General features: G+C 75.2%; 21 protein-coding genes. 9 read left to right on the top strand and 12 right to left on the bottom strand.

All coding sequences use genetic code 11. The features are described from left to right. Positions 1-101 precede the first annotated feature (101 nt). Genes V6U81_RS06480 through V6U81_RS06465 form a run of 4 tightly spaced genes read left to right on the top strand, consistent with a single transcriptional unit; the run spans position 102 to position 7,759 of the window. Entirely contained in the window at positions 102-3,302 is a 3,201-nt protein-coding gene (locus V6U81_RS06480; RefSeq protein ID WP_334485443.1) for an FtsX-like permease family protein, read from the top strand. Continuing rightward, positions 3,299-6,043, top strand: coding sequence for an FtsX-like permease family protein (locus tag V6U81_RS06475; RefSeq protein ID WP_334485441.1), 2,745 nt, complete (start codon positions 3,299-3,301; stop codon positions 6,041-6,043). Before V6U81_RS06480 ends, V6U81_RS06475 begins: the two co-directional genes overlap by 4 nt. Before the next feature lies 1 nt (position 6,044). Further along, entirely contained in the window at positions 6,045-7,043 is a 999-nt protein-coding gene (locus V6U81_RS06470; RefSeq protein WP_334485439.1) for an ABC transporter ATP-binding protein, read from the top strand. After that, positions 7,040-7,759 carry an ABC transporter ATP-binding protein gene (locus V6U81_RS06465; protein ID WP_334485438.1) on the top strand — a complete coding sequence of 240 codons (720 nt, stop codon included), beginning with the start codon at positions 7,040-7,042 and terminating at the stop codon, positions 7,757-7,759. The genes V6U81_RS06470 and V6U81_RS06465 overlap by 4 nt, the downstream gene beginning before the upstream one ends. 178 nt (positions 7,760-7,937) lie before the next feature. Here the strand turns inward: V6U81_RS06465 and V6U81_RS06460 are convergent, their stop codons facing one another. Continuing rightward, positions 7,938-8,390 carry a GNAT family N-acetyltransferase gene (locus tag V6U81_RS06460; protein WP_334485437.1) on the bottom strand — a complete coding sequence of 151 codons (453 nt, stop codon included), beginning with the start codon at positions 8,388-8,390 and terminating at the stop codon, positions 7,938-7,940. A 74-nt stretch (positions 8,391-8,464) separates the two neighbouring features. Between V6U81_RS06460 and V6U81_RS06455 the strand changes: the two genes are divergently transcribed. Further along, positions 8,465-8,977: a potassium channel family protein gene (locus tag V6U81_RS06455; RefSeq protein ID WP_334485435.1), complete on the top strand. Its 513-nt coding sequence runs from the start codon at positions 8,465-8,467 to the stop codon at positions 8,975-8,977. Here V6U81_RS06455 and V6U81_RS06450 read toward each other — a convergent pair. Together V6U81_RS06450 and V6U81_RS06445 are read right to left on the bottom strand one after the other, a co-directional pair. Next, positions 8,904-10,472 (bottom strand): alpha/beta hydrolase, encoded by a 1,569-nt coding sequence (locus V6U81_RS06450; protein WP_334485559.1) that lies wholly within the window; start codon positions 10,470-10,472, stop codon positions 8,904-8,906. The two genes, V6U81_RS06455 and V6U81_RS06450, sit on opposite strands and share 74 nt — an antisense overlap. 54 nt (positions 10,473-10,526) lie before the next feature. Continuing rightward, positions 10,527-11,642 carry an ATP-dependent DNA ligase gene (locus tag V6U81_RS06445; protein ID WP_334485433.1) on the bottom strand — a complete coding sequence of 372 codons (1,116 nt, stop codon included), beginning with the start codon at positions 11,640-11,642 and terminating at the stop codon, positions 10,527-10,529. Between the two features lie 136 nt (positions 11,643-11,778). Between V6U81_RS06445 and V6U81_RS06440 the strand changes: the two genes are divergently transcribed. From V6U81_RS06440 to V6U81_RS06430, 3 genes are all read left to right on the top strand, one after another. After that, entirely contained in the window at positions 11,779-11,988 is a 210-nt protein-coding gene (locus V6U81_RS06440) for a hypothetical protein (RefSeq protein WP_334485431.1), read from the top strand. 171 nt (positions 11,989-12,159) lie between these two features. Then, positions 12,160-12,582 carry an SRPBCC family protein gene (locus V6U81_RS06435; RefSeq protein ID WP_334485429.1) on the top strand — a complete coding sequence of 141 codons (423 nt, stop codon included), beginning with the start codon at positions 12,160-12,162 and terminating at the stop codon, positions 12,580-12,582. 81 nt (positions 12,583-12,663) lie between these two features. After that, positions 12,664-13,164, top strand: a complete 501-nt coding sequence (locus V6U81_RS06430; RefSeq protein WP_334485427.1) for a DUF1990 family protein — start codon at positions 12,664-12,666, stop codon at positions 13,162-13,164. A 34-nt stretch (positions 13,165-13,198) separates the two neighbouring features. Here V6U81_RS06430 and V6U81_RS06425 read toward each other — a convergent pair whose 3' ends face one another. The 9 genes from V6U81_RS06425 to V6U81_RS06385 form a co-directional block, all read right to left on the bottom strand. Then, positions 13,199-14,116, bottom strand: coding sequence for a DNA-3-methyladenine glycosylase family protein (locus tag V6U81_RS06425; RefSeq protein WP_334485425.1), 918 nt, complete (start codon positions 14,114-14,116; stop codon positions 13,199-13,201). Between the two features lie 347 nt (positions 14,117-14,463). Continuing rightward, positions 14,464-15,114 (bottom strand): COG4315 family predicted lipoprotein, encoded by a 651-nt coding sequence (locus tag V6U81_RS06420; protein WP_334485423.1) that lies wholly within the window; start codon positions 15,112-15,114, stop codon positions 14,464-14,466. Positions 15,115-15,323: 209 nt separating this feature from the next. Beyond that, positions 15,324-16,103: an anti-sigma factor family protein gene (locus V6U81_RS06415; protein WP_334485420.1), complete on the bottom strand. Its 780-nt coding sequence runs from the start codon at positions 16,101-16,103 to the stop codon at positions 15,324-15,326. Further along, positions 16,100-16,798 (bottom strand): sigma-70 family RNA polymerase sigma factor, encoded by a 699-nt coding sequence (locus tag V6U81_RS06410; protein ID WP_334485418.1) that lies wholly within the window; start codon positions 16,796-16,798, stop codon positions 16,100-16,102. Before V6U81_RS06410 ends, V6U81_RS06415 begins: the two co-directional genes overlap by 4 nt. A gap of 81 nt (positions 16,799-16,879) precedes the next feature. After that, entirely contained in the window at positions 16,880-17,737 is an 858-nt protein-coding gene (locus V6U81_RS06405; RefSeq protein ID WP_334485416.1) for a spermidine synthase, read from the bottom strand. After that, a complete protein-coding gene (locus V6U81_RS06400; protein WP_334485414.1) occupies positions 17,737-18,705 on the bottom strand; it encodes a hypothetical protein in 969 nt (322 codons plus the stop codon). The genes V6U81_RS06405 and V6U81_RS06400 overlap by 1 nt, the downstream gene beginning before the upstream one ends. A 49-nt stretch (positions 18,706-18,754) precedes the next feature. Then, positions 18,755-21,232, bottom strand: coding sequence for an AAA family ATPase (locus V6U81_RS06395; RefSeq protein ID WP_334485412.1), 2,478 nt, complete (start codon positions 21,230-21,232; stop codon positions 18,755-18,757). Next, entirely contained in the window at positions 21,232-22,380 is a 1,149-nt protein-coding gene (locus V6U81_RS06390) for an exonuclease SbcCD subunit D (protein ID WP_334485410.1), read from the bottom strand. The genes V6U81_RS06395 and V6U81_RS06390 overlap by 1 nt, the downstream gene beginning before the upstream one ends. Positions 22,381-22,396: 16 nt before the next feature. Further along, positions 22,397-24,145, bottom strand: coding sequence for an ATP-binding protein (locus V6U81_RS06385; protein ID WP_334485408.1), 1,749 nt, complete (start codon positions 24,143-24,145; stop codon positions 22,397-22,399). A 582-nt stretch (positions 24,146-24,727) separates the two neighbouring features. On the opposite strand from V6U81_RS06385, the gene V6U81_RS06380 reads away from it, so the two are divergent. Further along, positions 24,728-26,275 (top strand): M4 family metallopeptidase, encoded by a 1,548-nt coding sequence (locus tag V6U81_RS06380; protein WP_334485407.1) that lies wholly within the window; start codon positions 24,728-24,730, stop codon positions 26,273-26,275. Positions 26,276-26,383: the final 108 nt, after the last annotated feature.

Below are 26,383 nucleotides of genomic sequence, written 5' to 3'. Positions count from 1 at the left end.
GCCGGAACGAATAACGATCATGTAACGGGCGCGAACCTTTCCGTACCCGCCGGCACTTCTTCTCGTCGTCGGCCCGATCGCGGGCCCGGGGAGGACGTCGGATGAAGCTGGTGTGGAGGCGGGCGCGCGCCGCACGGGGGCTGCTGCTCGCCGCCGTGGTCGCGGCACTGGTGGCGGTCGCGTTGGTCACCGGACTCTCCGACTACAACCGCCGGGCGACCGAGGCCGGGCAACGTGCCCTGCTCGCCTCCGCGCCGGTCGAGGAACGCAGCCTGCTGGTCAGCGGCTCCGCCGGACGTGACCTGGCCGAATTCACCAGCCGTGACCGGGCGGTCCGGGACCGCCTCGCGGGCGGCCTCGGTGGCGCCCCGGTCACCGTGACCACCGCCCGGTACGGCACCGGCCGGGAACTCATCGGCGACCTCGGCCCGGTCACCCGCTCGAACGACGACCCGGCCTTCGCCGGCCTCACCACCCTCGAGGACCTGCCCCGGTACGCGGAGCTGACCGGCGGCTCCTGGCCGGCCGTCGGCGGCGGTGGGCCGCTGCAGGTGACCCTGCCGGAGCGGGTCGCGGCCGGGTTGGGCCTGACCCCGGGGGAGCGGGTGCCGGTACGCGACCGCAGCTCCGGCCGGGACGGCGAGCTGCTGCTGACCGGCACCTGGCGACCCCGCGACCCCGCCGACCCGTACTGGCGGCTGGCGCCCGGGGTGGGCGCCCCGACGGACGCCGGCTCCGACTCGTCGTTCGGGCCGTTCGTGCTGGACCCCGCGGCCTTCGCAACGACCTTCCCCGGCTCGGTCTCCGCCTCCTGGGTGGTGGCCCCGGACCTCACCGCGGTGGAGGCGTCCCGGCTGCCCGAGGTGCGTCGGGCGCTGGCGTCCGCCGCCACCGACGTGCCCGAGGTGGCCGGCCTCGGCTCGTCCGCGCAGACCGTCACGAACATGGACCGGCTGCTCGACCGGATCGGCCGCGCGGACCTCGCCGGCCGCTCCGCGCTGGCCACCCCGCTGCTGCTCGTCGTCGTCCTCGGCGGATACGCCCTGGTGCTGATCGCCGCGCTGCTGCACCAGGACCGGCGGCCGCAGACGGCCCTGCTCCGCGCCCGCGGCGCCGCCCGCGGGCAGTTGGCCGGGCTCGCCGCCCGGGAAGCGAGCCTGGTGGTGGTGCCCGCCGCCGTGTTCGGGCCGCTGCTCGCCGGCGGGGCGCTGCGCCGGTTGGGCGCCGACGGGCCGGTGGACCTCGGCGCGGCCGCGGGCAGCGGGACCCTGGTGTGGGCGGCCGCCGCCGCCACCGCCGCGGGCTGCCTGGTGGTGATGGTCGCCCCCACGCTGCGCGGCGCGGGGACGTACGTGGCGGACATGGCGGCCCGGTCCCGGCCGACCCGGTCCGCCGCCGTGCAGCGGGCCGGCGTCGACCTGGTGCTGGTCGGGTTCGCCGTGCTGGCCTGGGCGCAGCTGCGGCAGTACTCGTCGCCGGTGACCGGCGCCGGCGGCCGGCTCGGGGTGGACCCGCTGCTGGTCGCCGCGCCCACGCTGGGCGTGCTCGCCGGGGCGGTGGTGGCGCTGCGGCTGCTGCCGCCGGCGACCCGGTTCGCCGAGCGGTTCGTCGACCGGCGGCCGTGGACGGCGACCATGTTCGGCATGTGGCAGGCGGGCCGCCGGCCGCACGCCGGGCCGGTGCTGCTGCTCGCGCTGGCCGTCGGCGGCAGCACCCTGGCCTGGTCGCTGATCAGCACCGGCGAGCGGTCCCAGGTCGAACGGGCGGACCACACCGTCGGCGCCGACCTGCGGCTGGTCGAACGCAGCGGCACCGCCCCCGACGACCGGGCCGGACGGCTCGCGGCACTGCCCGGCCTGGACCGGGCCCTGCCGGCGTGGCGGGACGAGATCCGGGTCGGCCGCAACGACCTGCCGGCGACGGTGGTGAGCCTCGACGCGTCCGCGGCGAGCGGTCTGGTCCGGCTCAACGGCCGGCTGGCCGACGAGCCGGTGCCGGCCCTGTTCGACCGGTTGACCCGGGCCCGGGGGGCGCCCGCCGGAGTGGACCTGCCCGCCGGTGCCGCCTCGCTCACCGGCACCGTCCGCACCCCGGTCCGCGGCGCCGTCGTCCCGCACCGGGTCGCGGTGGCGGTCCTGCTCACCCGGGCCGACGGGTTGGCCTTCCGGCTGCCCGTGGCCACCGCCGGCAGCGACGGCACGGCGCTGCCGTTCACCGTCGCCCTGCCCGACGCCGGGCCGGGCGGGCTGCGGCTGGCCGGGTTCGAACTCGACGCCGGGGACGTGCGGGGCCGGGCGTACCGGCTCGAGCTGACCGGCCTGGGAGCCGTCGGCGCGGACGGAACGGTCCAGCCGGTGCGGCTCGGCGACGGCTGGCGCGCGACCGCCGGTGATCCGCAGGAGAAGCTCGCGATGGCGGTCACCGCCACCGGCCTGACCGCGGAGCACACGGTCCCGTACTTCGACGGCGGCCGCTTCGCCAACCAGATCTCGTCCCGCTTCCTGGTGGTGCCGCCCGGTGAGAACCGGCCGGTGCCCGCGCTGATGACGCCGGCGGTCCGCGAGGCGCTGAGCCTGCGCCCCGGGGACGTCGTTTCCCTCAGCCTCTCCGGCGTCACCGTGCCGGTGACCTTCGCCGGCGAGGTCGCCGCCGTGCCCACCACCACCGGGGCGGGCATCCTGCTGGATCTGCCCGCCGCCGTCGACTGGCTGGTGCGCGACCACGGCGTCATCCGTCCCCCGGCCGAGTGGTGGCTCTCCGCCGCCGACGGGGGGCACGCCGAGGCGGCCCGCGCGCTCGGCGAACTGCCCGGCACCACCCTGCTCGACCGGACGGAGGTGGCCGAGCAGGCCGCCGCGGACCCGTACTGGCAGGGCGCCCGCACCGGCCTGCTGGCCGCCGCGCTCGGGTCGGTGCTGCTGGCCCTGGTCGGCCTGATGGTCGACGTCTGGGCCACCGCCCGACACCGGCTCGGTGAGTTCGCGGTGCTGCACACCCTCGGCGCCTCACCGCGGCTGCTGGCCCGGGCGTTGCTGGCCGAGCAGACCTTCCTGGCCGGGATCGGGGTCGGGGTCGGCCTGCTGCTCGGCACGGCGGTCGGCGCGACGATGGCGCCGCTGGTCGTCCTCACCCCGTCGGCCGACCGGCCCGTGCCCGAGGCGGCCTTCGCGCTGCCCTGGGCACCGATCGGGGTGACCGCGGTGGGGCTGCTGCTGGCGGCGCTGGTGTGCAGCGTGTTCATCGCCCTCGGCATCCGGCAGCGGGTGGCGGCGGCGCAGCTGCGGATCGGGGGAGATCGGTGACACCGGACGGTCGGGTACGCGGAGGCGCAGCGGTGGGCGTCGGCGAGGTGGTTCGCCGAATCCGGGCGAACGGCGGGCAGTTCGTGCTGCTCGCGGTGCTGACGATGGTCGCCACGCTGCTGGTCAGCGGGGTGCCGCGGCTGGTGAACCGGCAGGCCGAGCGGGGCCTGCGGGAGTCTTTCGCCGGTCAGCCCGCGCAGGTCCGGGATCTGACGTACTTCTCACCGCGGCTCGTCGCCGCCGGCGGCGGTGGGTCGCTGCTGGCCGACCAGCGGGCGGACCTGGACACCCTGCAGGCGGCCATGCCGGCCGAGGTGCGCTCGGCGGTCGGGTCGCGGTGGTTCACCGCGGACATCCCGCCGAGCCGGGTGAGCGGCCCGGACCTGGCGGCGAAGAACCTCCTGGTCGATCTCGGCCTGCGCACGGTGCCGGGCATCCGGGAGGCTGGCACGCTGGTCGACGGACGCTGGCCGGACGAGGCCACGGCCGCGGACCAGCCCGTGCAGGTGGCGCTGGCCGCCGACGTGGCCCGCCCGCTCAACCTGCGGGTGGGCAGTCGGCTGACCCTCGCGGCGGGCGAGACGCTGCCAGGTGCGCCGGCCCCGACGCAGCTGCGGGTGGTGGGTCTGTTCCAGCCCACCGATCCCGCCGACGGCAGCTGGGACGACCTCTTCTCCCTGCTCCGGATCGTCGAGCCGCAGGGCGACGGCGAGCCGTTCACCGTCGCCGCGGTGATCAGTGGCACGGCCCTGGACCGGCAGGCCGCCGCGGGCCGGCCGGTGCAGTTCAGCTGGCGGTATCGGGTGGACGCCACCCGGTTCGACGTCCGCGAGCTGACCCCGCTCGTCGACGGCGTACGGCGGATGTCCCGAGAGACCGGGGGTCGGACGTTCTACCAGCGGTTGGACATCCCGCTGGGGGAGTTCGTGGACGGGATGGCGGCCGCCCGCACCCTGCTCGCGGTGATCGGGGCGGGGGTGCTGGCGACCCTGGCCGGGCTGGTCGTGCTGGCCACCGGCTCCGCGGTCCGCCGCCGGCGCAGCGAGTTCACCCTGCTGCGCGCCCGCGGCGGCACGGTCGGCGCGGGCGTCCGGCGCAGCCTCGCCGAGTCGCTGCTGGTGGCGCCGCCGGCCGCCGTGCTGGGTTGGCTGCTCGGGACGCTGGTCCCCGGGCCGCCCGGGGACGTCGTGGCGCTGGCGGGGCTGTTCACCGTCCTGGTCACGCTGGCCCTGCCGGTGGCGACGGCCGCGGCGCCGACCGGGGTCGTCGGGCGGCGGAGCGGGACGCGCTCGCGGCCCTCGGCCCACCGGGTCACCGTCGAACTGGGCGTCCTGCTGCTCGCCGTGCTGGGGGTGGTGCTGCTGCGCCGCCGGGGACTCACCCTCGGCGAGGTCGACCCGCTGCTGGTGGGGGTGCCGGTGCTGCTGGCCGTCGCGGCGGCGGTGGTCGTGATCCGGCTCTATCCGTGGCCGCTGCGGCTGGCCGGCCGGCTCGCGGCCCGGGCGCGGGGCAGCGTGGCATTCCTGGGCACCGCCCGGGCCGACGCCGCCGTGGTCACCGCGCCGCTGGTGGTGGTCGTGCTGGCGATCGGGACCGCCGGCTTCTGTGCCGTCGTGGCCACCGGGGTCGAGGCCGGCCGGGACGCGGTCGCCGACGGTCGGGTGCCCGCCGACGCGCTCGTCCGGGGTGAGCGGTTCGCCCCGGACACCGGTGCGCGGCTGGTGGAACTGCCCGGGGTCCGGTCGGCGGCGCCGCTGCTCGCCGAGCCGGCGCAGCGGCTGGCGAAGGACAGCGACGGCGTCGCCGCTGCGATCCGCGACGTCAGCGTTCTGCTGGTCGACGGGCCGGCCCTGGCACGGACGGCCCGGGAGGCCGGGCGGGACGTGCGGGTGCCCGCCGCGCTCCTGGCCCCCGCCGGGACGGCCGGACCGCTGCCCGCGGTGGTGTCCCCGGCGGTCGCCGCCGACCTGGCCGCCGCCGGCCTGGACAGCTCCGCCTTCGTCACCGTGCAGGGCCAGCGGTACGAGTTCCGGGTGGCCGACCGGGCGGACGCCTTCCCCATGCTGGAGACGGCCAACGGCCGGTTCATCGTGCTGCCCTGGCAGGCGCTGCCCCACCGGGATCACGCCGTCGTGCCCACCGGTTACCTGGTCGCCGGGGACGACCTCGACGCGGCGACGCTGCGTCGGGCCGGCGACGAGGGGCAGGCGCGGTTCCAGCGCAGCGGGGCGGTCGTCGGCAAGGATCGACCACTCGGCGTGCGGGTGGTCACCTGGACGCAGATCCGCCGGGAGTTGGGCGAGGGCGGGGTGAACGGGGTGCTCGCGTTCGGCTTCGCCGCGGGAGCCGGTGCCGGCGCGGTCCTGGGGCTGCTGGCGATCGCGTTCACCGTGCTGGCCGGGGCGCGGTCGCGGGGTCAGATGCTGTCCCGCCTGCGCACCCTGGGCCTGTCCCGCCGGCAGTGGCGGGGGATGCTGCTGGTGGAGCTGGCCCCGCTGGTGGGCGCCGCGGTGCTCACCGGCGCGCTGGTCGGTGCGTTGCTGCCGCTGCTGCTCATCCCCGTGCTCGGTCTGTCCGCCTTCACCAGTGGCGCCCCCGTGCGGGTGGCGTTCTCGCCCGGCCTGGTCGCGGCGGTGGTCGCGCTCGGCGCGGTCGCCCTCGGCTTCGCGGTGGCGGTGGAGGCCCTGAACAACCGCCGGTTGCGCCTCGGTGAGGTGCTTCGGCTCGGAGAGGAGAGCTGACATGACCGCTACCGCGGAGAGTTCCGTCGTACCCGATCTGGCCGACCTGCAACGGCGGGCGGCCCGGCGGGCCGCCGAGCGGGCCGGCGGCCAGGACCGGCTGCGCGGTCACATCGTCTGCGACGGCCTGGTCCGGATCTTCAAGACCGAGGGTGTCGAGGTGGTGGCCCTTCAGGGGCTGGACCTGGTCATCGACCGGGGCGAGCTGGTGGCGATCGTCGGGGCCTCGGGTTCGGGCAAGTCGACGCTGCTCAACATCCTCTCCGGGCTGGACACGCCGACCGCCGGGATCGCCCGGGTGGGGGAGTACGACCTGCTCAACCTCACCAACCGCCGTCGGTTGAGCTACCGGCGGCGGATGGTCGGCTTCGTCTGGCAGCAGACCGGCCGCAACCTGCTGCCGTACCTGAGCGCGCGGGAGAACGTGGAGCTGCCGATGCGGCTGGCCGGCCGGGGTGGCGGGGGCCGGGCCCGCCGGCAGCGGGCGGAGGAGCTGCTCGACCTGGTCGGGGTGGGGTACTGCGCCGACCGGCGGCCGGGGCAGCTCAGCGGTGGCGAGCAGCAGCGCTGCGCGGTGGCGGTGGCGGTCGCCAACGACCCGGAGGTGCTCTTCGCCGACGAGCCGACCGGCGAGCTGGACGAGGCGACCGGCGCCGAGGTGTTCACCGCCCTGCGGACCATCAACGCCGAGCTGGGGGTGACCGTGGTGGTGGTCACCCACGACCAGGCCGTGGCCGGGCAGGTCCGCCGGACCGTCGCGATCCGCGACGGCCGGACCGCCTCCGAGGTGCACCGGACCGCGCGGCTCGGCGCCGACGGCAGCACCGAGCTGGTCAGCGAGGAATACGCGGTGCTCGACCGCGGCGGCCGGATGCAGCTGCCGGCGCCCTTCGTGGACGCCCTGGCGCTGCGCGACCGGGTCCGGCTGAACCTCGAACCGGATCACGTGCAGGTCCGCCCCGGTGACCGTACGCCGGAGATGAACGGGAGTGACGCATGAGTGAGCAGGTCTCGGTCCGCCCCGGTGCGGCGGCGGTGCGCGACGAGGTGGTCCGGGTCGAGGCGGTGAGCCGGACCTTCGGGCGGGGCGCGCGGGCGGTGCACGCCGTGCGGGACGTGTCGTTCACCGCCGGGCGGGGCGAGCTGGTGGCGGTGCGCGGCCGCTCCGGCGCCGGCAAGACGACCCTGCTGAACCTGGTGGGTGGGCTGGACCGGCCCGACACCGGCCGGGTCCGGGTGGCCGGGCACGACGTGACGGGCGCGGGGGAGGCGGAGCTGCTGCGGCTGCGCCGGGGCACCGTGGGCTTCGTGTTCCAGACCTTCGGGCTGGTGCCGATCCTGTCGGCGGCCGAGAACGTCGGCGTACCGCTGCGGCTGGCCCGGGTGCCGGCGAAGGAGCGGGAGGAGCGGGTGGCGGTGCTGCTGGAGCTGGTCGGGCTGGGTGGGCACGCCGCGCAGCGGCCGTACGAGCTCTCCGGCGGCCAGCAGCAGCGGGTGGCGGTGGCCCGGGCGCTGGCCAACGAGCCGGACCTGCTGATCGCCGACGAGCCGACCGGGCAGCTCGACTCGGAGACCGGGCGGTCCATCATGGACCTGCTCCGGGCGGTCGTGCACGCCCGGGGGATGACCGCGCTGGTGGCGACGCACGACGCCGGCCTGATCGAGCTGGCCGACCGCAGCCTGACCCTGCGCGACGGCCAGCTCGTCGACGACTGACCGGCGGGGGGCGGGGACGGGCCTTCGGGGGGCTCGGTACGGGTGCTCGGACGCTACGAACTTGATGCCGTTGACGGCATCGCCGAGGACGGGCCTACCGTGCCGGCTGATTCGTTCGCGTCATCAGGTTTGTAGCGTCCGACCGGCAGGTCCGCCGCCCGGCCGGGCGATGCCCGGTTCACAGGTGCAGCTTCATGCCCTCGTGGCTCGCCTCGAACCCGAGGTTCCGATAGAACCGGTGCGCGTCCTCCCGGCTCTTGTCGGTGGTGAGCTGCACCAGAGCGCAGCCCCGCTCCCGCGCCCGGTCGACGGCCCACTCCATCATCCGCCGGCCCAGGCCCTGACCGCGCTGGTCGGCGCGGACCCGCACCGACTCGATCAGGGCGCGCTCCGCGCCGTGCCGGCCGAGCCCCGGGATGTAGGTGATCTGGAGGCAGCCGACCAGCTCACCGGCCCGCTCGGCGACGATCTCCTCGTTGCGCGGGTCGGCGGTGATGTCCGCGAAGGCCCGCTCGTACGCCTCGTCCACCTCGGTGTGGTCCCGGGCCTTGCCCAGCACGTCGTCGGCGACCAGGGCGAGGATGGCGGGCAGGTCCGCCCGGACCGCCTCCCGGAAGATCACATCGCTCATGGTCGGCAGCCTGCCACAGCGACACCGGGCGATGTCCCCCCACCGGTTGCCTCCACCGGGCAGCATGGTGCGGCATGGAGATCCTGCTGCTGCCCTTCCGGTGGGTCTACCGCGGGCTGGTGTGGTTCGCGAACTCACCGCGCACGCTGATCACGTCGTACCTGTTGATGATCGTGGTGGCCGGGGTGATCTACGGCGAGGTGGAGAACCGCAGCCCCGCCGACGCGGTCTGGTGGGCGGTGGTCACCGCCTCCACCGTCGGCTACGGCGACATCTCCCCGACCACCTGGGCGGGGCGCACCCTCGCCGCGCTGCTGATCTCCACCATGGTGCTGCTGGTCATCCCACTGATCACCGCGCACTTCGCCAGCCGCCTCATCGTCGACGACGACGCCTTCGAGCATGCCGAGCAGGAGGAACTGAAGCGGGACGTGCGGCGGATGCGGATGCTGCTGGAGGAGTTGACGGCCCGGCAGGGCATCGAGCTGCCCGAACCGGAGCCGCATCGGCCGCTCAACGGGCCGGACAGCGAAGCCCCGGTCTGGGAACGATCAAGGAGATCAAATAGGCGTCCACGGCGTCGGTGACGCAGGCCGTCTGCGGGTAGGCGGTGTGCCCCTCGCCCTCCCAGGTCAGCACCCGCCCCACGCCCAGCATCGAGGCCAGCCGCGCCGTCTGCTCGTACGGCGTGGCCGGGTCGCCGGTGGTGCCGACCACCACGATCGGCGGGGCGCCCACCGCCTTACCGGTCGGGTACGGGTCCCGCTGGCCCGGCCACTCCACGCAACCGAGCATCCCGACGGCCAGGGACGGCCCGAACAGCGGGTACTTCTGCCGCCACTGCGACTGCAACTGGCGGATCTGCTCCCGGCTGGGCTTCTCGGTCTCGTCGGCGCAGTTGATCGCCAGGTTGGCGTCGAAGAGGTTCGAGTAGTGCCCGTCCTCGCCGCGCCCGGCGTACGCGTCGGCTAGCTTGAACACCTCGGTCGGGTCGCCCCCCTCCAGCCGGTCGATCGCCCGGGCCAGCTCCTCCCAGCCGGACTCGGTGTAGAGCGACGAGATCACCGCGTAGAAGACCCAGCCGGAGGTGGCCTCCCGCCCGTCGGCGCCCTTCGCCGGCGAGACCCTCGCCTTGTCGATCGCCGAGGTCACCGCGGCCCGGGCGTCCGGGGCGATCGGGCAGCGGCCGGCGTTGGCCGCGCACCACCGGGCGAAGTTGCCGAAGGCGCGCTCGAAGCCCTTGGCCTGACTCTCCGAGCCGGCGATCAGCTTCTGCTGCGGGTCCACCGCGCCGTCGAGCACCAGCGCGCGGACCCGCTGCGGGTAGAGCTGCGCGTAGGTGGCGCCGAGCAGGGTGCCGTAGGAGTAGCCCAGGTAGGTGAGCTTGTCGTCGCCGACCGCCGCGCGGACCGCGTCCATGTCCCGGGCGGCCTGCTCGGTGCCGTAGAGCGGGAGCTGGTCGCCGTACCGGTTGCCGCAGCCGCGCCCGACCTTCCGGTTCAGCGCGACGTAGTCGTCGAAGGACTCCTGGCCGCGCGGGTCGGGGTCGTAACCGAAGCTGGTGTCGAGGTCGGCGTCGGAGATGCACTTGACCGGGCTGGACCGGGACACCCCGCGCGGGTCGAAGCCGACGATGTCGAACCGGTCGGTGATCGAGGCGGGCAGCCCACCGAAGGCCGAGCCGAAGGAGAGGTAGACCGCGGTGTCCACCCCGGACCCGCCCGGCCCGCCCGGGTTGATCACCAGCGAGCCGATCCGACCCCGCTGCTTCGACGAGCGGGCCCGCAGCAACGCGATCTCGAAGGTCTCCCCGCTACCCGGGCCGGCCGTCGCGCCGCTGGCGGCGCCGGAACCCCAGTTCCGGGGTACGGAGATCTTGGCGCACTGGTACCGCATCCCCGAGGCGCCCCGGCCCACCAGGTCCTCCGCCACCTCCGGGCAGTCCCGCCAGTCGGGGGCGCTGCCCGGCGCGGCGGCGGTGCCCTCGCCCTCGGTGCGCGGCGCGAACGCCGGCATCGTGCAACCGGCGCCGAGCAGGGCGGCCGCGACGAACCCGGCCAGGGTGAGCCGGACCCGACGGATCCGGTGGGTAGAGCAGGTCACCAGCACGCCTCCGTGATCGTGTGCCCGGCCAGGCTACGCCGGGCCGGCGGCGGCCGGCGCGACGGTCGCCGCGGGATCGCCGCGCAGGACCTGGTCCACATCGAACCGGATCGGCCGGTCGAGCTGGTCGTAGCGGCAGGAGCGGGGATCGCGGTCGGGCCGCCAGCGGACGAACCGCGCGGTGTGCCGGAACCGTTCACCTTCCATCGCGTCGTAGGCCACCTCGACCACCAGCTCGGGCCGGAGCGGCTCCCACTCCAGGTTCTTGGTGCCGGTCCACCGGCTCACCCCGCCCGGAATGCGCTGGCCGCGCTCGTGGTCGCCGTGCACCCACGGGTGCTCGCCGCCGGTGTCCCGGTAGGGCGCCAGCTCTTCCAGCAGCTCCTGCCGGCGGGTCATGGTGAACGACGCGCTCACCCCGACGTGGTGCAGCACGCCCGCGTCGTCGTAGAGGCCGAGCAGGAGCGAGCCGACCACCGGGCCGGACTTGTGCCAGCGGAAGCCGGCCACCACCACGTCGGCCGTCCGGGCGTGCTTGACCTTGGACATCAGCCGCTTGCCCGGCTGGTACGGCAGGTCCGCCGGCTTGACGATCAGCCCGTCCAGCCCGGCGCCCTCGAACACCTCGAACCAGCGGCGGGCGACCTCCGGGTCGGTGGTCACCTGGGTGACGTGCACCGGCGGGCGGACCCCGGCCAGCGCCTCCTCCAGCCGGGCCCGCCGGACCGGGTAGGGCTCGTCGGTCAGCAGCTCGTTGCCGAGGGCGAGCAGGTCGAAGGCGACGAAGTCGGCCGGCGTCGTCTCGGCCAGCAGCTTCACCCGGGAGGCGGCCGGGTGGATGCGCTGGGCGAGCAGCTCGAAGTCGAGCCGGGGCTGACCGCTCGGGCCGTCCCGCCGGATCACGATCAGCTCGCCGTCGACCACGCAGCGCGCCGGCAGCTGCCGGCGGGCCTGCTCGACCACCTCGGGGAAGTAGCGCGTCATCGACTTGCCGCCCCGGCTGGCCAGCTCGACCTCGTCGCCGTCGCGGAACACGATGCACCGGAAGCCGTCCCACTTCGGCTCGTACGTCAGACCGGGGTCGGTGGGCAGTCGGGCCACGCTCTTTGCCAGCATCGGTTCGACCGGCGGATTGATCGGCAGGTCCACGGCGACCAGTCAACCAGACGGCACCGACAACCGTGAGGCAGATCACCGCCGGTGGCGCGGCGGCGTGTCCCCGACCGTCCCCCTCGTCACCCCCCGCCCGGATCACGTTTCCGCAGCTCAGAGCTACCGTCGCCGGGTGGAGTGGGTGTGCGACTGCTGCGGCCGCTGGCGGGTCACCGTCGAGCTGGTACGCGGCCGGCAGCGCTACCGGCTGGTGCGCCGCTACCCGGCCCGCTTCGGCGGCGGCAAGGACGTCCTCGGCGAGGTCGGCACCGTCGCCGAGCTGGAGGAACTGCTGCGCCGGCGTACCCCGCTCAGCCTGGCCGACCTGCGCGAAGCCGCCTGAGGCCGACCGCGCTCCGCGCCCGCCGACCGACCCTGCCCCCCCTGGCCGCGCCCCGGGTGGTCGACCCACCGCCGACCGCCCGGCGGATGGCCCCGTCACGTTCCGCGCGGCAGCGTCGTCCCCGTGGGGCGGCGGTCCGCGCCGCCGCACGGCACCAACGGGGAGGACAGCATGCGGTTCACCACGTCGACCGAGATCGCTGCCGACATCGACCGGGTGTGGGCGGTGCAGACCGACGTCGAGCGCTGGCCGGAGTGGACCGCGTCGGTCCGCGCCGCCCGCCGGGGCGAGCCCGGCCCGTTCACGCTGGGGTCCACCGCCCGCCTCGAACAGCCCTGGCTGCGTCCGGCGGTCTGGCGGGTAACCGAGTTCGACCCGCCCCGCTTCTTCGCCTGGGAGTCGGACAGCCCGGGCGTGCACAACCGGGGCGAGCACCGGATCGTGCCGCTGCCCGACGGCCGGGTGCGGGTCGAGCTGACCGTGGTGCAGACCGGCCCGCTCGCTCCCCTGACCGGCCTGCTCGGCGGCCGGGCGCTGCGACGTTACCTGCGGATGGAGGCGGACGGGCTCAGGCGTCGCTGCGAGCGGGGCTGACCGGGCCGGGGCCGTCCCGCCGTCGGCGGGGGGCGGGCGCACGCCGGGCGGAGCCGGGCCGCTCGCCCTAGGCTGGACGGCGTGTCCGAGCTGACGTACCCGGAGGTGGGCGCCACCCGGCAGGGCGCGCTGCCGGCCGGCTGGCACCACCTGCGGCACCGCTACCGGCTGCCCGACGGGTGCTACCCCGTCGCGGCCGAGGCGGTGCTGAGCTGGCGGCTGCACCGGGCCGCCGGGGTGGTGATGCGCACCGACGCGCCGCGCGCCGAGCCCGGCGTCCGGGTCACCCCGGGCCTGGGGGTCGGTCCGCTGCGGCTCTGGGGGCCGTGCGAGGTGGTCTGGGCCGAGTCCGGCGAGCGGCGGGCCGGCTGGGGCTACGGCACCCTGCCCGGGCATCCGGAGCGCGGCGAGGAGGCGTTCCTGGTCCACCGGGAGGCGGACGGGGTCTTCTTCGAGGTGCTGGCGTTCAGCCTCCCGGCCCGCTGGTACGTGCGGGCGGCCGGACCGGTGACGCGGGCCTTCCAGCACGCGTACGCCTGGTGGCTGGGGCGGACCCTGCGCCGGCTCTGCGCCGGCGGCTGACCGGCGACCGTCCGGCGTCGACCTGCCGCCGGGATCAGAACCGGGCGAAGGAGCGGATCGGGGCCCGCGGCCCGAACTTCGGTGCCTGGATGCCGGCGGCCTCCAGCAGCCGGCAGACCCGGCCCCGGTGGCCGCGGAACGGCTCCAGCAGGGCCAGCATCCGGGCGTCGTCGCCGCGGGCCTCGCCGGCCAGCGCCCAGGCCACCGTGTTCGGGATGTGGTAGTCGCCGACGCTCACCGCGTCCGGGTCACCGTAGGCGACCCGGACCACCTCGGCGGCGGTCCACGGGCCGATGCCGGCGATCGCGGTCAACCGGCGGGTGGCCTCGGCGCTGTCCGCGCAGCGTTCCAGCCGCTCGGCGACCGCCGCCGCCCGGCGCAGCGTCTCCGCCCGGCGCTGCTCCACGCCGAACGGGTGGAAGATCCAGTACGGCGCCGCCGCGATCGCGGCCGGATCGGGCGGCAGCAGCAGCGGCTGCAACGGCCCGGGCGCCGGCTCACCGAAGTGCCGCACGGTCGCCGCGTACGCCCGGTAAGCCTCCTTGCCGGTGACCTTCTGCTCGAAGACCGCCCGCAGCACCCGGGGGAAGACCTGGCCGGTCGTCGGCATCCGCAGCCCGTGGTGCCGCCGGGCCAGCTCGGCCACCAGCGGGTGCTCGGCGGCCAGCTCGGCGAATCCGGTCAGGTCGTCGCGCAGCCCGGCGACCGCGTCGGCCCGCTCTACCACCCAGGCGGCGCCCGGGCCGTACCCCTCGGCGACCAGCTCCCCGCCGGCGGGACGCAGCGCCAGGGTGGCCGGACCGGCGGGGGTGCGGGTGGCCCACCAGAACGTGCCGGCCGCGATCCGGGCGCAGGGGTCGTACGGGCTGAAGGTGAGCGCCCGGACGGTCGCGCCCAGCCGGTGCTCGGCCGGGGGGCACAGCACCCGGCTGGCGGCGGGCTCGTGGGTCACCCCGACACTCTGCCACGCCACACCCCCGTGACGGACGACACCGCCGACGCCCTGCACGTCGGCGGTGCCTCCATCCCCGGGTCGGACCGGCCGCCCGAGCGGCCGTGGGGGAGCAGGTCCGGGGGAACCTCGGCGGGTGCGCCTGCTGGCGTCGACGCGCCCACCGCCCGCGTCCGTTCCCGGAGGGCTCAGGGGTCCGGCACCGGAATCGCGGCGCCGGCCCACGGGCCGGCGCCGCGATCCCGGGCGCGCGACGTTGCCGGTACGCCGGCGTCCGGATCCGTGACGGTGGCCGGCCGCGCCCTCCCCGGCTGCGACCGGCCACCGTGTCCCCGGTGGCGACTGGCTCAGTACGAGTAGCCGGAGTCGCCGCTGCCCGAGTCGCTCGACGCCGGCGGGGCGACCGCCTTCGGCGTGCCGGTCGGCAGGCAGGTCAGGTTCTTCTTGCCGTTCGGGTCCACCACGAACCAGGTGCCACCGACGCCCTGGCCCTTCCACTGGCCCGGCTTCTTGTCACCGATGTACCGATACACCGGCCAGCCGCCGATGGTGATCTGCCGGGTGCCGTCCTGGCGGGTGACGGTGCCGACCTTGTCGTCGGAGACGCCCTGCAGCTGCGGGTTGCCGTCGGTCAGCGCCGGCGGCCAGACCTGCGCGCACTTGTCGACGCAGTTCGACGACGGCGGGTCGGCCGAGTCCTTGTCGAAGCGGTAGAGGATCCAGCCGTCCTGGTCCATCACGACGTTGCCCATCCGGGCCACCTTCTTGCCGACCAGCTGGTCGGTGAGCCGGACGTCGGCGGGCGGGGGCGCCTGCTCGGCGGCGGGCGCCTCGGCGGAGGCGCTGGCCTCCGGTTCGACGGCCGCGGTGGGCTCGGCCGCGGCGACGGCGACCGGCTCGGCGGCGCTGGAGTTCGCTCCGTCGTAACCCGCGGGAGCGCAGGCCGTTAGTGCGACCATCGCGCTCGCGACGATGACGGTCCGCTTCATCTGTGCCACGTGCCCTCCTCATTCTTGGCAGTTCACCGAGTAGTACGGAGGGTCCACTGTCAAGGTTGAACGGTTGAGAGTGGTCAATTTCACTCGGTGGCCGTTGAACCGATCCGGTCGGCCGTACGTGGGCAGGCACACCGGGGCCCGTCACCGGGTACGCCGAATCGGCGCCGGCCCCCGCGCGAGGGGCCGACGCCGATCCGGTACGGCGCGGGTCAGGGCGTGACGGTGACCAGCGGGCTGGCGACCCCGTTCGAATCCACCGACTGCACCTGGAGCTTGGCGATGTCGTTGCGCGGCGCCGAGGTGGACGCCTCCAGCTGGAGATCCTGCGGATTGGTGTTGGTGCCGTAGCCGGTGCCCGGCACCGCCCAGGTGGAGACCACCTCGGTGGTGTCGTTCTTGCGGACCACCACCAGCCGGCAGGTGCGCGGACCGGGCAGCTTCGTCAGGTTGAACCCGATCCAGGTGCCGAACTCCTTGTTCGCCAGCCACATGGTGGCCTTCACCCCGGTGCTGCCGTCGGTGGCGTCGAACTGGTCGCCCTCGATCTCGTTGGGGCCACCGGCGCCGGGCCCGGAACGGGTCGGCTGCGGGTTGACCGTCGGGACCACCGGCACGGTCACCGTCGGCTCCGCGATCACCTGGTCGTTCCCGCCGCCGTCGAGGGCGGCCACGCCGATGCCGCTGAGCGCGCCGACCGCCACCACCGCCGCCGCGGTCGCGAAGACCTGCCGGATCCGCGCGCGCCGCCGATGGGCCCGCACCGCGCCGAGGGTACGGTCCAACAGGGCCGGATCCGTGGCGGTGTGCTCCATCGCCATCATCGTCTCGCCGTCGATGTCGGAGAGCAGCCCCACCACCGGGACCATCGTCTCCAGTTCGGCGGCGCAGGCCCAGCACGTCGCGAGGTGCTCCTCGAACCGTTCGGTGTCCTGCTCGTCCAGCACGCCGAGCGCGTACGCGGCGACGTCCATGTGGTCTGCCCGGCTCATTCCGTCACCCCCCTCTCCTGCAGAGCCGTGCGCAGGGCGCGCAGCGCGTAGTAGACCCGCGACTTGGCGGTGCCGAGCGGAAGGCCCAGCTCCTCGGCCGCCTCCGGCACCGTCCGCCCCCGGAAGTACGTCGCCACCAGGATCTCCCGGTGCGACTGGCTCAGCGTACGCAGGGCGTCGGCGACCGTCATGGTGCGCAGCACCCGGTCGGTGCTGTCCGCCTCGGCGAACGCCGTCAGATCCCGGTCGTACGTCTCCGCCGGCCGGGCCTGCTCGCTGCGGTGCTCGTCGATGGCGATCCTCCGGGCCACGGTGACCAGCCACGGCCGCAACGAGCCCTGGCCCTGAACGCCCAGCCGGTGCGCGTTGCGCCAGGCCCGCAGCAGGGTCTCCTGCACGATGTCCTCGGCGCGCTGCCGGTCACCCCCGGTCAGCCGCATCACGAACATCAGCAGCGGACCGGCGTGTTCGGCGTAGAGAAGCCGGACCAGCTGGTCGGAGTGGCTGGCCTCCGGGGAGGCCGCCTGGTGGCGTCCGGGCGCCGGTCGCGGCGTCACCGGGCCATTCTGGCGACCGGGGGGATCGGCGTCGACCCCCCGTCCCGCCCTGGTGGCCCGGGGCTGGGGCTGGGCGCGGGCGAACATCCACCCTGGCCTGGCCATCTCGCCCTGCCAGCCGGCCGCGACCGCGTGCATGAGACCTCCTGGTGTCCAATGACATCAGCCGGCCCATTCGGGGAGGGCCGTCCGATGATACGGACGGCTCTCCTCAGCGGATCAACGGCGGACCGAGAAAATTCCCGGCGGCGGTGGGGTGGAGTCGGTGGCGTCGGCATCGTGGACCACCGGGGCGCCGCCGGCGAACCGGTCCAGCTCGTCGCCGGCCAGCACCCGACCGGGGAACCAGTCCCCGGCCGCGCGTCGGGTCAGCTCCGGCACCGGCGGCTCGGCCCGGCCCGCCATCAGCACCAGGTTGCCGTAGCGCCGCCCGCGCAGCACCCCCGCGTCGCCGACCAGGCAGGCCCGGGGCAGTACCGAGCGGACGGTGGCGACCTGGGCGCGGGCGTGCCGCAGCGGTGGGCCGTCGGCGACGTTGGCCAGGTACCAGCCCGTCGGGGCCAGCACCCGGGTCACCTCGGCGGCGTACTCCACACTGGTCAGATGAGCGGGGGTGCGGGCGCCCGCGAAGACGTCGGCGACCACCACGTCGTAGGCGGCGTCCCGGGTGGACGCCAGGGTGGCCCGGGCGTCGGCGACCCGGACCTTCAGCCGGGGGTCGGCCGGCCAGGGCAGCTCGCGGCGGACCAGCTCGACCAGCGCACCGTCCACCTCGGACACCCGCTGGGTCGAGCCCGGCCGCGTGGCCTGCACGTAGCGCGGCAGGGTCAACGCCCCGCCCCCGAGGTGCAGCACCCGCAGCGGCGCGCCGGCCGGGGCGAGCAGGTCCAGCGCGGCGCCGAGCCGGCGGACGTACTCGAACTCCAGGTGGGTGGGGTCGGCGAGGTCCACGTGCGACTGCGGCGCGCCGTCGAGCAGCAGCGTCCAGGACCGGGGCCGGTCGGCGTCCGGCACCAGCTCGGCCTGGCCGGTGTCGACCGGCGCGACGATCCGGTCGTCGCCACGGCGGCGGCCCATCAGCGGCGCGCCCCGCCGGCACGGGTGGCCATGGTCAGCGCCCGGTGCAGCAGCCGGGCGTCGCCGAGCAGCCCGCGCAGCCGCCGTTCCAGCCCGGCGATCGGGACCAGGTTCTGCGGGGCCCGCGGGTCCTTGTACGGCGACGAGGCGAACCGGGGCAGGGTGACCAGCGACAGGTCGGCCAGCCCGATCGCCTCCTCCGGCGGCAGTTCCGCCGAGCACTCCAGCCGGACGATGCCGGCCCACGGCGCTCCCGGCGCCACCGGCAGTCGCAGGTACCACGACCAGCCGCCCCAGGCGGTGCCGAGCCGGAACACCGGGGACCGCTCACCCGGGGCGAGCCCGGTGACCACGGCGGTGAGCCGGGCGTCCAGGTACTGGCTGTGCTGGGTCTTGATGTAGCCGAGGGTGCGCGGCAGCTGGCGCCGGCTGCGCAGCGGGCCGTCGACCACCAGCAGGTCGTCGTCGGCGCGGGCGGCGTCGGAGACGGCCACCTCCAGCGCGGTCAGCGGCCCCTGCACCGCCGCCGGCAGCTTGCTCAGCTCGCCCGTCCCGCCGACCCGGTGCACCGGGTAGCGGATCCGGCCGCAGACCACCTCCTCGGCGGACGGGCTGGCGGTGAAGAGCCCCCGGCCGACCTGCGCCCCGGCCAGCTCTGCCGCGCCGCGCTCCAGGTCGCAGCGGACCACCCCGGCCGCGTACGAGGCGGCGATGCCCGGGAACGAGGCGCCGTCGTCCTCGGCCGTCCAGACGCTGGCGTCGATCCGGCGTACCCCGTCGACGAGCAGCACCACGTCGGGCGCGCGCAGCCCCGGCCGGGGCCCGATCGCCCGCCAGTCCACCGCCGGCAGCTCGACGTCGGCCTCGACCTGGGCGCTGCTCGGCGCGGCCGGCCCGCCCACGGAGGCCTCGAACGACGCGCCGTACGCCGGGTCCCAGGCGTCGACGAAGAGCCGCGGCCCGGTCACGCCGCCCCCGCCGCGCAGTGTCCGTGCCCGACCGCCGCACTCCTCGCGCTCACAGGCCGGTCCGTTCGACGCGGGCGGTGCGGGCGTCCTTGCGGACCTCGTAGCGGACCGGGATCCGCTCGGCCAGCGCCGGTACGTGGGTCACCACGCCGACCATCCGGTCACCCCGGGCGGCCAGGCTCTCCAGGGTGGCGGCGACCGTGTCCAGGGTGGCCGCGTCGAGGGTGCCGAAGCCCTCGTCCAGCACGATCGACTCCAGGCTGGCGGCGGTGGTGGACATCCCGGCGAGCTGCTCGGACAGGGCCAGCGCCAGGGCCAGCGACGCCTGGAAGGTCTCCCCGCCGGAGAGGGTGCGCACCCCCCGGCGCAGCCCCGCGTCGTGGTGGTCGACCACGAAGAACTCGCCCTTGTCGTGGACCAGGTCGTACTGGCCCTGGGAGAGTTCGCGCAGGATCCCGGAGGCGCCGTCGACCAGCAGGTCCAGCGCCTCGGCCAGGAGCCAGCGCTCGAAGTTGTTGGCCCGCAGGTGCCCGGCCAGCGCCCGGGCCACCCGGGACTCCCGCTCGTGGCCGGCCCGCTGACCGCGCAGCTCGGCGGCCTGCTCGCGCCGCTCGACCAGCCGGCGCAGCTCGGCCTCGGCGCGTTCCGCCGCCACCGCGGCGGCCCGGCCCGGGTCGTCGTCGGCGACGCCCAGCCCGGCGGCGGTGAAGTGGGCGGCGATCCGTTCCTCGACCTCGCCCGCCGCCGCCTGGGCTGCGGTGACCGAGCCGACCAGCCCGGCGCGGTCGGCCCGCCGCCGGTCGGCCTCGCCGCCGGCCCAGCCGGCCAGCGTGGCCCAGGCGGCGGCCACGTCGTCGCGATCGATCGCGGGCGGTCCGAACCGGGCGAGCCGGTCCCGGGCCGTGTCGAAGTCCCGCCACGCCCGGCGCAGCCGCTCCTCGGCGGCGTCCAGCGCGCCCCGGGCCCGCCGCGCGGCGTCCCGTCCGGCGCGTACCGCGGTCGCCGCCTCCTCCAGCACCCGGCGCAGCCGGGCGTGCTCGTCCAGCGCCGCCCGCAGCGCGGCCGGGGCGGCGGCGTCGGCGACCTGGTCGTCCAGCTCGGCCAGTCGGGCCCGGAGCTGGTCGTGCTGGGCGCGGGCCCGCAACAGCACCCGCTCCAGGTCGCGGGCGGCGGCGTCGCGTTCCTGCACCGTCCGCTTCGCCGTCTCGCTGGCCGCCCGCGCGGCCTTCCCGGCGGCGAGGGCGGCGGGCACGGCCGACCCGGCCGGCACCGCCGGCACGCCGGTCACCACCTGTTCGCAGACCGGGCAGGGCGCGCCGTCGACCAGGTGCGCCCGCAGCGCCACGGCCTGGTCGGTGGCCTTCGCCTCCTCGTGCGCCCGGAACGCCGCCTCCAGCTCCGCGTCGGCCCGCTCGGCTGCCGCCCTTGCCGTGGCCAGGGCCCCGGCCGCCGCGTCGTGCTCGGCCTGCGCCGCGGTCACCGCCGCCCGGACGGTGTCCGCCTCGCCGGTCAGCCGGTCCCGGTCGGCGTACGCCTTGAGCTGCAGGCGCAGCGCGCTCTCGTCGCCGGCAGCGGCCAGCTCGCCGCGCAGCTTCTCCTCCCGCTCCTCGGCCAACCCCACCGCGGCGGCCGCCTCGTCAACCGCCGCCCGGGCGGCGGTGACCGCTCGGGCCAGCTCGGCGATCCCGTCGGGGGCGCGCACCGCGGCCAGCACCTTCAGCTCGGCGTCGAGACCGGCCAGCGCCCCGGTCGCCTCCCGCGCCGTCGCCCGGGCCCGCTCCAGCTCCGGTACGGCCACCGCGACCGCCGCGCCCAGCTCGCGCATCCGGTCGACCTGTGCCTGCGCCCCGGACACCGCCTCGTCGTCGACGTCGGCGAGCCCGCCGAGCATCCGGTCGACCGCCTCCAGCTTCGCCTCGGCCTGGCCGGCGCGTTCGGTGGCCCGCTTCTGCACACCCTCGTAGACCCCGAGGCCGAGCAGGTTGACCAGGATCTGCTGCCGGGTGGCCGGCTTGGCGTGCAGGAAGTCGGCGAACTGGCCCTGCGGCAGCACCACGCAGGAGGTGAACTGCTCGTACGGCAGCCCGACCGCCTCCAGCACCGCGGCCTCCATCTCGGCCGGGGTGCCGGCGACCACCTCGCCGAGATCCTCCGGGCTCAGCCCGGTGTCCAACTTGGTCACGTCGAAGCCGGCCGGCATGAGCTGGAGCCCGGCGTTGGCCGTCTTGACGGCGCCCCGACCGTCACGCCGGACCACCCGGGTGGCCACGTAACGGGACCCGGCCGACTCGAAGACCAGCCGGACGCGGGCCTCGGTGGCCGACGGCGCCAGCGCGTTGGCCAGGCCGCGGGTGCCGCCCCAGCGGGGGACCGTGCCGTAGAGCGCGAAGCAGATCGCGTCCAGCACCGTGGACTTGCCCGAGCCGGTCGGGCCGACCAGGACGAAGAAGTCCGCGTCGGTGAAGTCGACGGTGGTCTCGTCGCGGAAGACGGTGAAGCCCGCCATGTCCAGCCGCATCGGGCGCATCAGCGATCGACCTCCTCGAGGAGCTCGTCGAAGAGCTCCCGCACCCCGTCGTCGTCGTGGCCCTTGCTGTCCAGGTAGTCGGCGAAGAGTTCGCGGGGGGAACGCCCGGCGCGCTGGGCCGTCCGGGTGCCGCTGCCGGGGGTGGGAACCAGCTCCGGGTCGATCCGGATCTCCAGCGCGCGGGGGAGCAGCTCCTGCACCTCCTCGCGCAGGCCGGCCCGGGGCTGCTCGCGGACGAACACCCGCAGCCAGCCCTCCGGCGGGGTGATCTCGGCGAGCTGGGCGAGGGTGCCGCGGACGGTGCGCAGCGGCACCGCCGCCGGCACCGGCACCTCGCGGATCTGGGCGGCCGTCCGGGCGGTGACCTCGACCAGGGTGACCGAGGGGACGTTCTCCTGCTCGCCGAAGTCGACCGCGAGCGGGCTCCCGCTGTAGCGGACCGGGCAGGGGCCGATCACCCGCTGGGCACGGTGCAGGTGGCCGAGCGCCACGTAGTGGGCGGTGCCCGGGAAGACCGTCGCCGGGACCGCGTAGCCGAGCACGGTGTGCGCGTCCCGCTCGCCGCCGCCGGTGCTCGCCCCGACCACGGTGACGTGCGCGGTGACCAGGTGCACCCGGTCGGGCTCGGTGAAGCCCTCGGTGAGCCGGGCGAGGACCCGGCCGAGGTGGTCGGCGTACGTCTGGGTCGCCTCGGCGGCGGTCAGCTCGTACATCTCCACCGCGCGGACCGCGAACCGCTGGGAGAGGAAGGGCAGCGCGGCGAGCTGCCAGCGCTCGCCGTCGCGGGTGACGCCGTCGATGACGTGCTCGGCCGGATTGTCCCGGACGCCGCCGCGCAGGGTGATGCCCGCGGCGTCGGCCCAGGGCCGCAGCGCGTCGAGGGCCTGACCGTTGTCGTGGTTGCCGCCGATCGCCACCACATCCGCGCCGGTGCGGCGCAGCGCGGTCAGCGCCCGGGTGACCAGCCGGGTCGCCTCGGCGGTCGGCGCGGCGGTGTCGTAGAGGTCGCCGGCGACGATGACCAGGTCGGGACGCTCGGCGGCGGCGATCTCGATGACGCCGGCGAGCACCTGCTTGTGCTCGTCGAGGCGGGGCTGCCCCTTGAGCACCTTGCCGACGTGCCAGTCGGAGGTGTGCAGGATCTTCACGGGTGGGGAGCCCCCTCTAGAACGGGATGTCGTCGTCGCCGGAGCCGGAGCCGACCACCGCGAACGGGTCGGCGGACTGGGTGATCGAGCGCAGGGTCTGCGAGGGCGGACGCCCCGCCTCGGAGACCCGGGTCGCCCAGGCGGGGAAGGGAAACTCCAGGCAGAGCGGGACGGGGATGTCCGGCTGGTTGACGAACATGGTGCCCGGCTTGGCCAGCAGCGCCCGCTGCCGTTGGGCCGGCGGGAGGAAGCCGTACTCCGGGCGGGACGCCTCGGCCGGGTCGAGCCGGCCGACCACCCGGATCGCCGAGTTGGTGACGATCCGCCGCTCGACCTCGCTGGCGGTCTGCTGGGCGCCGATCAGAATCACCCCGAGCGAGCGGCCCCGCTCGGCGATGTCCAGCAGCACCTCCTTGATCGGGGAGGAGCCCTCGCGCGGTGCGTATTTGTTGAGCTCGTCGAGGACGACGAAGAGCAGCGGCTTCGCGGTGCCGGACTTCTCCTTGCGCTCGAACTCGCTCTTGAGGGTCACGCCGACCACGAACCGCTGCGCGCGGTCCGGCAGGTTGTGCAGGTCGACGACGGTGACCTGGGCGCTCTCCGCCGTGTTGATCGAGTGCGGGCGGCGGGTGGCCAGGTCGCCCCGGATCAGCCGGCCGAGGTCCTTCTTGCTGCCGATCAGCCGGCGGGCGAACGCGTTGACCGTGCCCAGGCCGACCGCGCTGCCCGCCCAGTCGCTGCGGGTCTCGTCGTCGTTGAGCTGCTCGACGATGTGGTCGACCAGGTCGCCGTACGACCCGAGCCGGACCCCGTCGATGCTGACCCCGCCGTCGGCGGGCTGGGCGTAGCGGGCCAGGTGGGCGGCGACCGAGTGGACCACCATCGTGTACTGCTGGCGCTCGTCGTCGGCGTCGGCGAAGACGTAGGGCAGCAGGCGGTCGGCGCAGAACTCGCTCAGCGTCCAGTAGAAGCTGTCGACGCCGGTGAGCCGGCTGCTCACGTCGGGGGTGCCGGACGAGTCGCCGACCCGGGGCGGGGCGTAGACCCGCACGTCCGGGAAGGCCCCGGCGTCCAGGCCGAGCTTCGCGTACGCGGCCCGGGTCGGGTCGTCGAGCCGGGCGTTGGGGTGGTCGAGGAAGAGCAGGTCCTCGCCCTTGACGTTGAAGATCAGCGCCTTGGCGTTGACCGCGTCGCCGCCGAGCACGCCGGAGCGGAAGACCGAGTAGAGCAGGAAGGTGGCGAAGCTGGTCTTGGTGGCCACCCCCGAGATGCCGGAAATGGAGACGTGCGCGCCCCGGCTGCCGTCGAGGAAGTCGGCGTTGAGGTAGACCGGCACCCCGTCGCGTCCCATCCCCATCGGGATCCGCCGCTCCATCCGGTCGAAGTGCAGCGCCCGGGCCCGGGCGTCGCCTTCGGCCCGGTAGACCGCCGCGCCCGGCGAGGGGGGGACGTAGAACTCCGGGTCGACCCGGGTGGTGGTGATCTCGGCGGCCTCCTGCACCTGGGCCGGGAGGGTGCCGTCGGCGATGGCGAAGACGTCCGAGTCGAACTGGGCGCCCTCGTGCCGGGCCCGGACCTGGGTGACCACCCCGGCGATCGTCACCGGTTCCCGGTCGGGCAGCTCGCGGCGGGTCACCACCACGTCGTCGAGCTGGAGGTAGCTGTCCGGGGAGACGGCCGTCCAGAACTGCAGCGGGGTGGCGTCGGCGGTGCCGAGCACCCGGCCCACCGGCTGGCCGGGGCCCTCGCGCAGGTCGTCGGTCATCGGCGGGCTCCGGTCAGCTGGTCGTTCCGGTCACGGCACACGTGGTGCATCCTGCCCGAGGAGTACGACAGGTTGCCACGCGACGCGGCGGACGCCACGCCGGGCGACAGGGCGTCCGCCGGAGCGTCACCGGCGGGGCACGCAGCGTCGCCCTCCCCGGACCCGTCCGCGGTCACCGGGTGTTCGGCTCGCCACCATGCCGCGCAGCCGGTCATCGGTGCACCGGTGTGGCCTCCCGGCCGCCCCGGGTCGCCCGCCGCCACCACGAAATCCGTACTTCCGGCGCGGTCCGGCTGGTTCGGCGGGCTCCTCGGAGCCGCATTGAACTGGGCGGATGACATCTCGTGGTGAACAGGGTGCGAAAAGTCGTGGAAAAAATCTTGCTCAGAAGTCGTGACAGACAAGGGACACCAGGGTCTTAAATATGCAACAAGCATCTCGAGGATCTTTCCTCCGTCGATCCCCGGGTGCCCTGTCGTGGCCCGTGACCTGCGGGACCTCGACCGATCCGTCGTGCATCAACGACGGATCACGTCGGTCGGTACCCCCCCGACCGGCAGACCTAGTGAAGGCGAGATCTTCATGCGTCGTACCACCCTCCTGAGCGGCCTCGCCACGGCCGCTCTGCTGGCCACGGCCGCCACCGTGCCGACCGCGGCCGCCGCCGCGCCCGGCGTCTCCGGTGACGCGTTCACCCGGGCGGTCGCCCAGCTCAAGGCGCACTCGGGCGCCGGGCTGGCCGCCGACGGCCAGTCGTTCACCCTCCGGAACGTCGCCACCGACGCCGACGGCACGGAGCACGTCCGGCTCAACCGCTACTCCGACGGCCTGCCGGTGCTCGGCGGCGACGTCGTGGTGCACCTGGGCAAGGGCAACTCGTGGCGCGGCGCCAGCCAGAGCCTCGCCGCCGCCCCGCAGCGCACCCCGAAGGCGAAGGTCAGCAAGGCCGCCGCCGGCCGGGTCGCGCTGGGCGCGTCGACCGCCGCCGGGCGTACCGTCTCCGGCACCCAGCTGGTCTTCGACGCCGACAACGCGTCCACCACCCTGGCGTACGAGGTCGTCGTGGGCGGCACCTACGCCGACGGCACCCCGAGCGAGCTGCACGTGCTGGTGGACGCCACCACCGGCAAGGTGCGCGACTCGTGGGAGGGCGTGGTCCGCGAGGGCACCGGCAACACCTACCACTCCGGTTCGGTCTCCGTCGGCAGCGTGCTCTCCGGCGGCACCTACCAGCTCAACGACCCCAACCGGGGCAGCAGCAAGACCTACGACCTCAACGGTGGCACCTCCGGCACCGGCACCCTGGTCACCTCCGCGTCGAACGTCTTCGGCGACGGCACCCTGGGCAACCGGCAGACCACCGCCGCCGACGCCGCCTACGGCGCCGCGACGACCTGGGACTACTTCAAGAACACCCACGGTCGCAACGGCATCCGCAACGACGGCGTGGCCGCGTACAGCCGGGTGCACTACAGCACCAACTACGTCAACGCGTTCTGGAGCGACTCCTGCTTCTGCATGACGTACGGCGACGGCGACCTCTCCCAGGGCTGGGAGCCGCTGACCTCGCTGGACATCGCCGGGCACGAGATGAGCCACGGCGTCACCGCCAACACCGCCGGCCTGCGCTACAGCGGTGAGTCCGGCGGTCTCAACGAGGCCACCAGCGACATCTTCGGCACCCTGGTGGAGTTCTCCGCCAACAACGCCAAGGACCCGGGCGACTACCTGATCGGCATCGAGGTCAAGACCAACGGCGTGCCGCTGCGGTACATGGACAAGCCCTCCAAGGACGGCAGGTCCGCGGACTGCTGGAGCAGCTCGGTCGGGCGCCTGGACGTGCACTACTCCTCCGGGCCGGCGAACCACTTCTTCTACCTGCTCGCCGTGGGCAGCGGCTCCTCGTCGTACGGCAACAGCCCGACGTGCAACGGCAGCACCGTCGCCGGCATCGGCAACGCCAAGGCCGGGGCCATCTGGTACCGGGCGCTGACCACCTACATGACCTCGCGGACCAGCTACGCCGGAGCGCGCACCGCGACCCTGTCGGCCGCCAAGGACCTGTACGGCGCCGGCAGCACCGAGTACAACACGGTCGCCGCCGCCTGGTCGGCCGTGAGCGTCAACTGATCCACTGATCCGCGGGCCGGCGGCTTCCTCCTCCGCCGGCTCGCGGAGCACGGCTCGCGTCACGGGCGCGGGTACGCCGACCGGCGTACCCGCGCCCGTCGCCGTGCC

Source organism: Micromonospora lacuserhaii, from assembly GCF_036902735.1.
Classification (GTDB): domain Bacteria; phylum Actinomycetota; class Actinomycetes; order Mycobacteriales; family Micromonosporaceae; genus Micromonospora.
The sequence above is the reverse complement of the archived record's forward strand: the minus strand, read 5'-3'. Positions and strand labels throughout refer to the sequence as shown.